The following is a 13,711-nucleotide window of genomic DNA, read 5'->3' as shown; positions in this document are numbered from 1 at the left end:
AATTCAAACTAAATAAAGCTGAATATATTGGCTTCCAGATGGGGACGGAATCATTAACTTTGCTGTAGAATCCATTTAAGTGAATGGTAACAAAATGAAAAAAAAGAGGATTCTTTATATACTAATAATTATGTTGTCTATATACGTTCTCATAATTCAAAGTGTATATGCTGCCCTGCCTACAACACCAAAGCCAAGTAATCGTAATATACATTATTTTGTTGGAATGTTTACTTACGAGATCTGGCGTTACTCAGACGGGCAAAGTTGGACGCCGGAAGGATACGAGAATCAACCAAATAAATCTATGGATTTTCCGTATTCATTCGATATTCCTAACCGTAAGATAAAAAGTGTGTCAGTAGAAAAATTCAACCCTGATATGACGGATCCAGATGGTAGAGATTTATATTTTCGTTCTCGTTATCAACAAGAAACATGGGATCAGAGGATCCCAAACGTCAGTAAAAAATATACTCCTACTATTAGAGGAAATATTCAAGGACTAGGAACGGAAAGCGTATCTTTTAATGTACATGTCATAGGAGATTTAAGAGCAGATGATCCTCTCGAGACAACTAAAGAAGATCAAAATGTGAATGTCAAAGGACTCCGTTATTACTTTCCGATACTTTTTACAATTGAACTAGAACCCGAAGTTGGTAACGCAATTATAAAACATTACACGACTACTGGTCGTTCTCTGAACGGCACCCCGGGTTTTACTGATCGTGAAGAAGTATTAGAAAAAAACGTTCCATACTCTTTTACTCATACCCTTGGGAATGCAGACTACAAATATATTGGACATAAGAAAAGCACTGTCTCTGCCCCAAGTGGTGGATCAATAACACCTGGTGACCCTGGCCGGTTTACTTATGATGGCTCATTTCCGACATATTACCTGTTTTTTTACTATGAGACCGATACACCGCCTCCTCCCGACCCTGACCCACCTGAGGTATCCTGTACGAGACCTTCTCCAGGGACGAAAATGAATGGTCGTTACATGGATCCAGTGGTTACAGCTAAGATTCTTGCCGATCAGCGGGGAAGTGAACTTTTTGATGTTTTGCAAGGAATACCGACGTCTGAAAGTCTATATGGTAATATCTTGGCTCGTAATTACCTTTATCAGAATACATTTGTAAACATGACAGGTGTCTGTTCCTTTAAAGTCAACGTTGAGAAAACATGGACGTTGCATTGGGATCCAGGAAAACCAGGTCCAAATGACCCGAGTGGAAATCCTACAACGGTACCTGATCCACAACAAGCTGAAGAGAAAGTCACCGAACGATATACAGTGGAACGGCCATATTCTTATTGGGTGATTGATAACCTTGAGGTTTATAAAATCGATCAGGGGATTCTAAAGAATTACGCACTACCAGGTGAACAGATTACAATTTATCCACAAGGGTATCAACCACCCCAGTTTACAACTAGTGCATCTGGAATGTTTTATCCTCCATCCCCACCTAATCCCATTGTAGCCCCATCAGATTCTTACGGAGGAAATTCATATAAAACAAAGCCCTCACCGCCAAATGAAAATCTGCAAAGTGTAGCTGAGGATGCTGTGGAAAAAGTTGAGGTCACTAATGACTCTTTGGTTTTTAACGGATTTATCATAATGAATTCGAATCGAACATCGGAAAAAGGGCCTACTCCGGGCAGTATCCCAGCTCCTACACATATTAGTGACAATGTGCTGTACAAGCCCAATAATGTGATCAGCAAGGATAAGGTTAACAGAGCTAATACAACGAGTGCAGGTACAATCCATTATGGTTTATTACCAGGGAATATTAACGGTGGGAGCAATAAGGAGTTTCTAATTCATTCCATAAACACCGTCACGGTCCACACCCCGGTCGTCAACTATTCCTCCGTAACGGATGATCAGGCCCACAACCAGAAGACGACCCCCAATCCGAATCGGTCCGCCTTCATCTTGGATCGGCCGTTTACGGTACGCATCCCTACCTCAGGCCAGCATCGGAACATTCAGGGATACGGAAACCGGGACTATGCGAAGTATGTAAGATCGAAGCAGGTTTATTTTCCGTTCGATGTGTACAGCAGCGACAAGCGCACCTTCTATCCAAAAGACACCTGGATCACGATCCCGACGGCACAGCTGGACACGGAGTTTTTTCTGCCGGTGTGGGTAGACGAGGGCGATTACCAGGTGTACTTCCGTACGATTGCGGAGAACGCGCCGCCCGACTATACGACGCAGCCCGATGCCAACACGAATTTATCCCACCATGTGGCTACGGATATAGAACCTGTGGAAGTGATCGGGCGCGTGTATGATTTTCATATCACGGATATTGCCGATTATAACTGGGAGACGGTCTTCCGCAAACAAAAAGGGAATGCGTCACCAAGCGGGGCGTCCTATTGGACAGGACTCCGCGGCATTGACGGCGAGGCCCGGGGGAACGCGCTGCCTTATACGCTTCCCATCGCTCCGGGCAAGCATCCGGCACAGGGGTATAAGAATGCGGCCGTGAAGACAGGATACCACTTCAAATTCGATTTGAAGACTAAGGGCAATATGTTCGGGGCGCAGGACGGCATTTCGGTTACGCCGAGCTTTTATTTCGTGAATAAAGACGGCAGCGGACGTCAGCCTGTCGATCTGTATTACCACAGTGGAAACCGGAAGTTCATTCGAATCGGTTCCCCGCAGGATACGGAGAAGCGTTACGTCATTCTGAATGAAAGGCTGCGCAATGTACCCCAAGTGGAACTGCAGGATACCGCTTCGTATCTATACAACCACGGTGGGGCACCGGCGGGAATGTCCCCGGCGGCCTACGCGAAGCAGTATATGGAGAAGATCAGCAAGAGCAAGACCTGGGTAGGCCGGCTCGACTGGATGCTGCTGCCATCCGGCATTCGAACATTGATTGGGCCAAAGTCGGGGCTGCCAACCTCCGTTGACGGAGAGCGGGCCAACGCCGCTGTTCAGCGCTGGTACGGTGAATACAGCCTTCCCGCCGACGTCTACGTGGTGAAGAAAGGAACGGATCTGGCGGCTTATGGGCGGAGTAACCGATTGGACGAGAAGTCCTCTGTATTTCTGAAGAAGGGGTATATCGTGGTCAATTTCAACATCGAGACGATCCGGGAGGGCAATACGGCCAAGCCCCATCTGCAATACATTCATGCACCGCTCATGAATCAGTGGCAGCTTGAAGGGTACAGCCGAACCTATACCGATCCGTATGGCAAAAGATTTACCCTGCTGGATGGGGATGTCGTATTTTACCATGCGGATCAATCCAGTAAAGGGGATTTCAACTCCCAGGTTCCCCATTAAAATCGTCATGAACCAGCCTCTCCCGTTCTCAGGGGGAGGCTGGTTTTTTCATTCAATAATGCGGCCAGACCCCGTTATCATAAAGATACCGGGCAAAAGCCATCGGATTGTAGTATGAGTATTTCCAAACTTCCTCCATTCCGGCTTCCCGAAATCCATAACGTTGATCGCAGCCATTACATTCAATGAAATAGATCTTTCCATTCTCGGTAATGCCGACATCCATTCCAAAATCAGCTGCGTACGGAATATACAAGGACAGCGTCTTGGCGACATGGAGGGAAAACTCAGCAATTCGTTCGATGGTAAGTCCTACAGGCAAGTCAGGCATGCAGCGGGCGAGTATGTCCGGGACCCGATAGGCTGAGCCGCCTTGAGCAATGTTGGAGACAAACGTTCGTGGAGCCGATGTTTTGGCGAACATGCCGGCGACTTCCCAGCGTCCGCTTCCCCCGCGCTGAACGGTAACTCGGATATCAAAGGGGCGGTCATCATATTCGGCAAGCGGTATGCGCTGCTGTACAACGAATGGAGCTTGCCTAATCCGCTGATAGATCAGAGGATGGAGCTTTCCGGGCGGCAAGGTAACCGTTCTCCAGCCCTTGGCCGATGGGGATGAACGGGAGTAAGTGAATTGACTGCGTAAAGAGTTACCTTTTAAGCGCATAATACCAACCCCGATGCTTCCATTGCATGGTTTTAGAACGAGATCCCCGTGCTGGCTCAGCATGGAGCGAATCGAGGCAGGGGTAGCTTTTACCGTATGAGGCAGGGATGGTAATATCCCCTGGTCCTGCTCCAGCATATGCTGTATAACGTTTTTACCGTAACGCGTACGCCCGTTATAAACGAATACCCCGCGCTTGATCAGTTGATCAATCAGCGCCTGCTCCTGTTTTTTATGATAAATAGCCCGCATATGAATAACGCGTGGGATGGGAATATGCACTTGCGAATATCCAGCTGGAGCCGGAACAAAACCAGTCACCTTTCCAGTCTCTAGTGAAATATGATGGATTGCAAAAAAACAAGGAACCAACCCATTCATGGCAGCAGCTTCTTCGTAGTTGGCCAGTGATTCCGTGCCGATTCTCCCGCTGGAAATTCTGCGATACGTATTGTTGTTGAGCAGAATGCCGACATATTCCAGATGCATGGTCACCCTCCTTGTCACCATAATCCTGTAGTCTTTGTACCATATCGTATGCGTGAGGATGATTGTCCCGGATGGACGGGTGTCGCCCGTGGTTGGCCTATTCTTTGTCGGGAATTAGTCACCAACAGGCCCTGATTCGGTATATGTTAAGGTATCTAACCATACAAATGAACAGGTATGCGCATATGGCAACGAAACACTACGTGTCAAGGGGGAACCTTTGATATATCAGTAGGTGTTTTTCATATAGATAAGATGTGAGAAGGATGTGGAGTTATGGGTTTGCGGAAGGTGGCGGTCGTGACGCCGGGATCGTTTGTCATTCCATCGGGGAGGAGCAGCTCCGTCGAGCGGGTAGTAGAGCAGACCATTCCATTAGCGCAGGGCGCCATGGATGTGCGCATATTCGGAGTACTGGGAAAAGGGCTCCCTTCAAAAGACACGATCAACGGCGTTCCGTGCTACCGCCTGCCATCTGGAACGAATTATTATCCTTCCTTGCTGCGGAGGCTTCAGAAGTGGAGACCGGATATTATCGAAGTTCACAATCGGCCGCTGCTGGCGCAGCGCCTCAAAATGCATCTGCCGGATGTGAAAATCGTATTGAATCTTCACTCCAATACATTTATTTCGCCTCCGTATATGAGCGAGCAGCGTTTTGGGGCCATTGCTCGCTGGATGGACGGCATTGTGGTGAACAGCCGTTTCCTGCTGGAGGATATCACTTCAAAACATGCTGGGCTTCTGGAAAAGATCACGATTAATCATCTTGGTGTGAGTCTTGATCATTTTACTCCTGCTTTCAGTCCTGCTGCCAAGGCACTAAGAGAGGCAAAGCTTGCTCATTACGGCTGGAGCGGACGGCGAATCATTCTGTTTGCGGGACGGCTCATCCCTGACAAAGGGGTTCACCATCTGATTGCCGCATTGCCTCATATCATTGACAAGCATCCGGATGTTCTTATGCTTATCATCGGGAGTGCAGCCTACGGATCCGATCGGGAAACCGCATATGTACGGGAACTGAAAAGAACGGCCGGACCTTATACCCAATGGGTATTTTTCCGCCCCTTTATCCCTTATCCCGCAATTGCAGACTGGTACTCGCTTGCCGATATTGTGGTTGTTCCCTCAGCGCCGAGGGAAGCCTTTGGGCTCGTGAACGTGGAAGCCATGGCTGCAGGAGTTCCCGTCATCGCTGCGAATGCAGGCGGTATCCCGGAGATCGTGGAGAACGGCGTGACGGGCTACCTGGTTCAAAGGGATGATTTTCCTGGCGGGCTTGCCGAACGGATTAACGGATTGCTTCAGGACGAGAATCTGCGTACCCGAATCGGGATGGCTGGTCGTGAAACGGTGCGTCAGCGTTTCAGATGGGATCATACGGCAGAACGATGGGCTAACCTGATGCAAACCATCTAACCGACTGTGGCAGTAGCCCCTTCTCTTGAATAGGATGAAGGTAACGATTAGAAGCAGAGGAGAGAGCTGACAGTGAACAAAGCCAGAAGGATCACCAGGATAAGAAGGGGAAGGCCCTTTCGGCGGTACGATGGCTTTAATAAGAAGATAGCCATCAGAGGAACTTCCGGCAAGTGGTCAGATTTAGAGAATGAAGTGATGGATCACGCGTTGGCTGATGATGTAATCAGTGCTTCCCATCTGCAGCATCGCAGCGTAAGAAGTGAAGCGATTGAGGATTATGCCGTACACAGTATTCATCTGTCATCCGAATCCATTATTTCTTCCAAACTGGCACTCGAATCGGTTCAACCGAGTCATCTTTCCTTTAATCCGGTTCAAGGGATTCCTGATATGCCTTTACTTCAGCAGTTTGGATATTTCCCCTTCATCTTTTCTGATGAACAAGAAACGATCGAAATTACAATACCGCTTCAGACCTCCTATCAAGATGAACATTATGTAGTGGTGGCATCGTGCAGTGATCCGGTGTTTCAGGCTGGCATTCGAAAACGGGAGCATGCGGAGGTAGCCATCGGAATTACGCGGCCGGCAGGCACTGTGATCTCGGAAGGCTGGCTGTACTGGATCTCAATAGGCCGGATGGCAACATAATGAAGGAGAAGGATGGGGGAAGCGAGATTCCACCCATCCTTTTTGTAACCAGGGGGATCCCATTCGTCAACATGATGGAGATGCCGTTCCGGAAGAGCCTTAGTGCGATCATCCGCAGAAGTGAATACTAAGGAGTTCCCCGAATGACTCTCATTTACGAACATGTTACTCCAATCAAGTGTTGTTTACATATGGAAGATGATCATACGTTTAGAGAATGGAATGGTCCCTGTGGATGCCGTCACGAAGTGAGAAAGTCAACATACAATAGAAATGAATTGCCAAATGATTATTCGGTCCTCACGCAGTGATGAGAAACGGGAGGCGGAATGTATATGAAGGACTTTTTACGATGAAGAGACGCGGCACTCGCTTACGGACATCTTTATCGGCGACTCTTCCCAAAGCTGATCCGGTTGAAGGACGGAAGGATGGATTTATCGTTGGCTATTCTTATGGCGTCCAACACGGACAAAAAAACGGAGAAGCCTCATTTGAGGGCATCAGCATCATCATCCCCATTCATGAACCAAACGAAGATGCCATTGGCAAGATTAGAAGAATCGAAGCCTTAACGCCGCATCCATATGAGCTGCTCATAGCGGATGCCGGCTCCTCAGAAGGAACCAGGCAATATGTGCGCGGCCGGATCGGAGCGGTACGACACATTACGGGGAGAAGTGGTCAAGGCATAGCGGTTGTTCTTAATAAGGCACTTCGTGCTGCACACGGGAAGAAGTTAGTTATTCTATATGGCTGTACACCTGTTATGGATAACTGGATCGGCGGTCTGATGGATGAGCTGGAACATGCACCCGCTATCAAAACGGTTTGCGTTAGTTTTGCACAGTCAGGAACCCCCGTACTTCCCGGGAACGAAGCGGATATCCATAACCGGTTAAATGCGTGCTGTGCTCTGTTCCGCCCCGAGCTGTTAACGGAGGTTGGAGGACTAGATGAGGGGCTTCCATCATTACAGGAAAGCATAAGCGAATGGTTAGGGCGAGTTCCGCAGCAATATAGAACGATGCTGCCAGCTAAGGATCTATTCACCTGATTCGAAAGACGGCATTATTCATGGCACCAGGAAGCTTGTCGAAGCATATGTTGAAAAATATGATGAGCGAAGGAGAGTTATGTCGTGGAGAAAAAAATTGATGACATGGTCGAATACCTATCGCAGTCCCAGCAGCAAATAGCGCGCATTCTAGAAGCTCAGCGTCATGCAGCAGTCCGCATGGCTCAAATTATACATTCCTTACCGAATCATGAAATCCAAGCCTCCGAAGAACCGAATTCACGAGGAGGATCATCATTAGGGGGACAATTATTAGGAGGCCGGTCGTCAGGATCCCAGGTGGAACAAGTCAATGGCAGCATTGCTGCTTATTTGAACGCCATGGCCGACCTGCAACAAACATCGGCAGACAGTTTGGAAATCGTAATGAAAGAGCTTAGAGCGAACGAGCAAGGCGAAGAATAATGGGATCCGACTTCGTTGGTTAAGGGGGAATGTATGTGAGTAAAGAGGAATCGTTCATGCGGATTCTCGATGCATCCGTGACTATTCAATATAATACCTATCTCATTCTTCAAGGGAAAGCGGTAGAAGCCGAAAAGGTTTGTCAATGGGTCTTGACTCAATATCCTCGTTCCAAGGGAGAGTTGAAGGATTCGTTATCCATTCACGAGCAAATTGTCGAGCAAATCGAGGGCTTGACGAAAATAGGCTCCGGTCTGTGCCGGAATCTGCGGATTATTCTCGGAACGGACGCTGAACAAGATGATGCCATGGGATTTGATGCATTCGATTTCGGAGATACGGACTCATGATCGCGCGCATACAACGGGAACACGAGGCCAAGATTGCTATGGTATCATCCATTGCTAGAAGTCAGCAAGCGCTGGCAAGTATTTTGGAAAGTATCGCAGAGGTTACGGCACATTCTGAAACAACCGCGCGCACGCTTGCGGAGAATATTCGGCTGCTTGTCGGCTATCAATCCGTGATGGCTGAAATGTTGACAGGCATTCCGTTAAATCGGTACAAATTAGGCAGTCCGGCATCGCCCTGGATAACATCCGAGTGCCAGCTATTTTACAATGAGGCCGGGTTAGAAGCTACGAATTGACCCTTGCAGGAGGATTCGGCATGAACACGGCATTAACGGTTAGGAATCATCGTAAGGCTTCACCCATGGCACGGAAGAAGTCATTCGCAAAAGGGCTGAGAAGCCTGAAGTCATCAGGTATTAAACGCCGCCATGGCAAGCCAATCAAGCGCCATCGAGCCGGTGGCCGATACAGCTCCAGGTCTGAGGCCGGCAGATCCCGGCCTTTATCCCATCAAATCCATGACAAAGGGTATGATCATTCCTACATGGAAGATTTTAAAGCCGGATTTGCGAAAGGTTATGAAGATGGGAATATTGTCGCTACAGCTCCATGATTACAGATAGGGCGATCTTCGCGTGCATAATCACACATATTGCTAAGAGGACCGCTCTTTGTTATTCACTTTTATAATCTTTCAAACAATATAGATCGTGATACTTTCTGTTGGTAGGCGTATGAAAGTGACAAGTATCTATTTTCGACATAGTATGGTTAAAAATGAAAATGGAGTGAGGGCAAGTGGGTCAAACGCATAACATAGACAAGCGATACATTCGAAGAACATGGCGTAAGATGGGATTTGCCGAATCATTCAAACCATATTTTGGCAAGAGAGTAACGCTTAATCATCGGAAAATGGAATGCCTAAAAGATTCATACAAAAGCAGCATATGGAGGCTGGAAATCGAACATGAACAAAAGCGCTTTCCCATCATTCTTAAAATTTCGAAACCGCTCAAAAGAGACCGACCGGAAAGCACGGTCGAGAAAAATATATACCGTAAAGCAAAAAAAGTACTTCAGCCGTTCATGCCACAAGTTTATAAGTGCAAAAGAAATGTGAATGGACGAGAGTTATGGGTGTTCATGGAATATGTTGAACCTCTTGAAGGGCGGGTGCGGTATAATCCGGATCACTTTGACAAAATCATTCCGACATTGGCGAAGCTTCACTCGTCTACGATGAATGAACGCTTTAAACAACATGAGCGACTATTCGATGATTGGCTGCCTCAATTTAACTCTTTTGTTATGAGAGAAGAAAGAAAAAACATAAATAAGTTAACCTTGTTTTATTTAGATGAAGCGATGAAAAACAACAATCTGAAAGAAATGATTAATCCATATTACTCACTCGTGAAGGACCTGCTGCAGATAGGGCCAGAGTATTTCCCGGAGGTAACTCATGAAGGCTGCAGCATTATCCACGGAGATCTTCACACTGCAAACATAGCGACCAACAATGTTAAGGACAAGTCGTGGAACATCAAGTTTATCGATTGGGAAGGCGCAAAATATGCCCCGTGCTGGTTTGATCTCGTCAATTTGATCGGAGTTTTCTTGGCATACCGCCGAGATTGGGCAGACCAGGAAGAGGCTATAACTCGCCGTTGCATTCAATTATATTCAAATGAGATGAGAAAGCACGGAGTTATCTTTAAAACGGATCCTTTAAAACTGTATCAGATGGCATTTCTAAAACGAGTACTCGAGAAGGGGCTGTATCTGCAGCTGAATTGGGCTGTTACCGGAAAAAAAGAGGCGAAGCTGCTGCCAGTGTATTTAGAAAAAATTAAAGTTTTAGGAAAAAAGTTGGAGCTTTATTAGTGTCAGGAGCGTTCGCTCATCGGGTGTTTTCGCTAATCTTCATGTGCCTGCTCAGATGCCGTTACAAAAGCATTTGCAGTTCATATACTGTTTATAGTCAAGCGTAATTATCTCAAACCATAGGAGGAGAAATGTTGAGTAAAGGACTTCATGTTGGGGTATTCCTCGGTCAAAATCTACCTTCGTATCAGGCCCATAGCATTAATGTGATGAAAATGGCACAGGGGTTTAAAAATATGGGCTGCAAAGTGGAAGTCATCACAGCGGACAGTGAGAATGTCACCAAGTTCAAATTAAATATGGACAATATATATTCGCATTATGGCGTAGATCGTGATTTAAAAATTAAGTATCTTTCTCCTTCTCCTGAAGCTTATAAGAGCGGCAAAACACGCAATGATCCAACATTCGTGCAGAGAGCTTATAAACATGCAAAGCGGATGAAGTACGATTTCGTCTATTGCCGCAATCTGATTATTCCTTATTATACGGCGAGAGAAGGAATCCCCACCTTCGTAGAATCACACGACTGGAAGTACGATCTGCCCAAACTGCAACAGTTATACAAAATCGCCCATCTCAAAGCATTCAAAGGGATGGTTACCATTCATAAAGAAATTAAAAAAGAACATCTGAAGAGGGGGTTCCCAGCAGATAAAATATTTGTTATGGAGGATGGTACGGACTTAAAAAACTTCGACATTTCTAATAATCAATTGAAATGGAGAAAGGAATTGGGATTCGATTCGAATAAGCAATATGCGGTATATTGCGGAAATCTTTACCCTGATCGAGGGATTGATCAGATCTTAAAGGCAGCTGAGAGAATGCAGCATATGAAGAATTTGGTCTTCTTACTTGTTGGCGGGTACGAACGGGATCGTCTACACTGGGAGAAATATTGTGAGGAAAGAAAAATCAGGAACGTGCAGTTCACGGGGTTTGTCTCCAATATTCATGTCCCGAAGTACTTGAAGGTAGCTGATTGTCTGCTTCTGCCTTACTCTCTAGAGGATGTGCGATATCGCATCGCTTCACCGTTAAAACTATTTGATTACATGGCGTCCCGAAGACCCATCGTGGCGACTGATATTCCGGCTGTCAGTAGAATTCTAAAGCATCAGCACGATGCTCTGCTTGTTAAGAGAGATGATATATCAGGCTTCTGCAATCATATCCGACGTTTATTATCGGACAAGGAACTGGGCGTGCAGTTATCCAAGCATGCGTTCAGGAAAGTGCAGAAGTATACGTGGGATAATCGCTGCAAAGAAGTCTTGAAAATTTATGAACAAAACCCAAATTAAAATAAAGCAGGGCATATGCCCTGCTTTATATGTGCGACGGACGTCTAAGGGGGAGCCATGAGAGTGGCTCCCCTATCTTATTATTACGGGCTCATGAAGAATTGTTCCCAAACTTTTGCACAATCTGTCTTTCCAACGCTTTAGAACAGACTGACGAACGTTGGCGCCCATCGCTTTTCGTTCTTAAGCAGAAGCGACTTCGCATAAATAAGATCAAATCGGTTGCTATCGCTTAGTGTGACCTGCTCCATAGGCACATTCATCATATCTTTAGCCCTGTGATCGAAAGCCCAGAAAGGGCGTACGCCACCAACAATACGGATCGTACTTTATTTTTACCCAACGTCCGCCCTCCATTCGGAATGGTTATAAGAGACCTGCGTCCTTCGTGAGAATCGTATTCATTCTAGCAATGATGAATGCACGAAATCCTAGCACATTGATGTTCATATGGTGCCGGATTTTGTTGGGGCGGGGGGCCATTTCCTTATCCAGCAAGTTCTTTAATGAATTCGGCAGCACTTTCGAATGTCGGATTTCTTTCTTGAGAAAAGCGATCGTTTCGTTCTGGTTCAGAAGATCTTTGGTTCTTGCTGTAGCGCGGTATTGTGCATAATCGATCCCAGGATTGACGTTATTGGCAATATCCTTATACAATTTCTTGCTTGTTCGCAGGTGGTCGGGTAATTTCCTTGCTTCTAAAATGATTCTTCTAGACAGAAAAGGATTAGCAATTTCTACATGAGAAAGTTTAAGGTCGTTCAGAGCTGCGAGAATCGAAGGAATTCTGTATTGATGGTACAACCGATCACGCCATAAGGGGATCGATTCCGTCTTCTTTCTATTCAAATGAGGCGGTAGCGAATTCGGTGCTATTCCGATTTGATGTAGAGGGTCCGTCAGATTGACAAAGTCAGTGAGAAGCGGCATACCCACCCTGAATCGAACATCTTGTTCGTCTTTGCAGGACACCCAACCAAATCCTTCATCCCCTCTAATGACTCCGGACACACCATGGGCGTGTAGTTTGTTCCAAATATAAAAACCATCCGCATAACCTGAAAAGTGATCAATTCTCCCTTCTCCAATAGAAAGAAAACGGTCGAACAACGTTCTGAGGGACAGATGAGCAGATAAGTCCGTTGGATAATATTGATGCGGACAGCCAATGTAATCGGCGATTTTTTTGGCGATGTAGGCATCTGAATTTTTCTCCTTGATCGAATGTTTCAGCCCCCAAGTAAGGGTGTTGATCTTTTTGGGGTTCGGAAGATGCAACAAGATCGTCCTGCTATCATAGCCTCCGGATAGGGTAAGTACCCACTCTGCATAATCGATCCGCATTAAACTCATAGTGACCTCAATCGCCTTTTTCAGTCGTTCATAATGATCCTGATAACTAAGATTGGATTCTTGGAATCGAACGGTTCTCTGCACCAGTCTTGCTGTCCATGATTCTCTGTTTAATATAAACCTGCTATTCCCCGGTAAGCATTTAATTCTCTGATCCCATGATAATCCTGGCCCCAGAGAACCTGTCGATAATATCCAAGAGTAGACATTTCTGTCGGGATGGTAACTCCCCAAGTAAGCAATAATCATTCGTTGAGAGGTGGATGCGATAAACAAATCTTTGGTGTGTACATACCATATCGTACGTGATCCAACATAATCGGCAATGGCTTCAATTTCATTTGAATTGCCACGAATTAATGCGTAAGTGCCATCGGGGATTTTGCTCCTGGGTTGATGCCACTCTGATGGCGATCCAAGAAGATTGCCCAAGCAGACACTAGATGCTTTGAGCATAATCGTGGGGACTGGATTGAATATTCCGATGATCACGTTATCCTTAGCCGTCACGATGGCAGGGTGGGGGTCAAGGTTATCTGGAGTGAGGTTGTCACAGACGCGCTTGACTCGATCCTTCTCTACCGCCATCGACGATGGGTTTCTTAAACAAACGTATATTATTTTGGACAATCATGGTACCTCCTCAATAGTCGGTGTAATACTTTGATCTCTATATATGTGGGCTGTATTCTCTGACTTATCAAGCGAAGTTCCGAAGAGAGCAAAAAAAGCAAAAGAACGCGGACAAGAGTACTACGCTCC

12 protein-coding genes are annotated in these 13,711 nt (G+C 46.2%); 10 read left to right on the top strand and 2 right to left on the bottom strand.

Annotation, left to right across the window (positions count from 1 at the left end; all coding sequences use genetic code 11):
* The first annotated feature begins 94 nt into the window (after positions 1 to 94).
* Complete coding sequence (locus RB298_RS02065; RefSeq protein ID WP_375120913.1) at positions 95 to 3,334, top strand: DUF5704 domain-containing protein; 3,240 nt, start codon at positions 95 to 97, stop codon at positions 3,332 to 3,334.
* 52 nt (positions 3,335 to 3,386) lie between these two features.
* On the opposite strand, the gene RB298_RS02060 is transcribed toward RB298_RS02065, so the two are convergent.
* A complete protein-coding gene (locus RB298_RS02060) occupies positions 3,387 to 4,490 on the bottom strand; it encodes a YheC/YheD family endospore coat-associated protein (protein ID WP_486045475.1) in 1,104 nt (367 codons plus the stop codon).
* A 276-nt stretch (positions 4,491 to 4,766) separates the two neighbouring features.
* Here RB298_RS02060 and RB298_RS02055 point away from each other — a divergent pair, with 276 nt between their 5' ends.
* From RB298_RS02055 to RB298_RS02015, 9 genes are all read left to right on the top strand, one after another.
* On the top strand, positions 4,767 to 5,912 hold the full coding sequence (locus RB298_RS02055) for a glycosyltransferase family 4 protein (protein ID WP_096775325.1): 1,146 nt from the start codon (positions 4,767 to 4,769) through the stop codon (positions 5,910 to 5,912).
* A 72-nt stretch (positions 5,913 to 5,984) separates the two neighbouring features.
* Positions 5,985 to 6,566, top strand: coding sequence for a WIAG-tail domain (locus tag RB298_RS02050; protein WP_486045473.1), 582 nt, complete (start codon positions 5,985 to 5,987; stop codon positions 6,564 to 6,566).
* Positions 6,567 to 6,918: 352 nt separating this feature from the next.
* On the top strand, positions 6,919 to 7,623 hold the full coding sequence (locus tag RB298_RS02045) for a glycosyltransferase family 2 protein (protein ID WP_277748257.1): 705 nt from the start codon (positions 6,919 to 6,921) through the stop codon (positions 7,621 to 7,623).
* Positions 7,624 to 7,707: 84 nt separating this feature from the next.
* Complete coding sequence (locus tag RB298_RS02040) at positions 7,708 to 8,049, top strand: nucleoside-diphosphate sugar epimerase (RefSeq protein ID WP_096775328.1); 342 nt, start codon at positions 7,708 to 7,710, stop codon at positions 8,047 to 8,049.
* 35 nt (positions 8,050 to 8,084) lie between these two features.
* Positions 8,085 to 8,399, top strand: a complete 315-nt coding sequence (locus RB298_RS02035) for an alpha-helical endospore appendage domain-containing protein (RefSeq protein ID WP_009591657.1) — start codon at positions 8,085 to 8,087, stop codon at positions 8,397 to 8,399.
* Entirely contained in the window at positions 8,396 to 8,698 is a 303-nt protein-coding gene (locus tag RB298_RS02030; RefSeq protein WP_015733940.1) for a hypothetical protein, read from the top strand. The genes RB298_RS02035 and RB298_RS02030 overlap by 4 nt, the downstream gene beginning before the upstream one ends.
* Positions 8,699 to 8,718: 20 nt before the next feature.
* Positions 8,719 to 9,015 carry a hypothetical protein gene (locus tag RB298_RS02025; RefSeq protein WP_096775329.1) on the top strand — a complete coding sequence of 99 codons (297 nt, stop codon included), beginning with the start codon at positions 8,719 to 8,721 and terminating at the stop codon, positions 9,013 to 9,015.
* A gap of 185 nt (positions 9,016 to 9,200) precedes the next feature.
* Positions 9,201 to 10,289, top strand: coding sequence for an aminoglycoside phosphotransferase family protein (locus RB298_RS02020; protein ID WP_486045469.1), 1,089 nt, complete (start codon positions 9,201 to 9,203; stop codon positions 10,287 to 10,289).
* A gap of 134 nt (positions 10,290 to 10,423) precedes the next feature.
* Positions 10,424 to 11,596, top strand: coding sequence for a glycosyltransferase family 4 protein (locus tag RB298_RS02015; protein ID WP_176502485.1), 1,173 nt, complete (start codon positions 10,424 to 10,426; stop codon positions 11,594 to 11,596).
* Between the two features lie 366 nt (positions 11,597 to 11,962).
* On the opposite strand, the gene RB298_RS02010 is transcribed toward RB298_RS02015, so the two are convergent.
* Complete coding sequence (locus tag RB298_RS02010; RefSeq protein WP_486045467.1) at positions 11,963 to 13,579, bottom strand: asparagine synthetase B family protein; 1,617 nt, start codon at positions 13,577 to 13,579, stop codon at positions 11,963 to 11,965.
* Positions 13,580 to 13,711 lie beyond the last annotated feature (132 nt).

Origin of the sequence: Priestia sp. BR_2 (assembly GCF_041954005.1) — a bacterium.
Classification (GTDB): Bacteria; Bacillota; Bacilli; order Paenibacillales; family Paenibacillaceae; genus Paenibacillus_AQ; species Paenibacillus_AQ lautus_A.
This window is presented reverse-complemented; position numbering and strand designations above follow the sequence as displayed.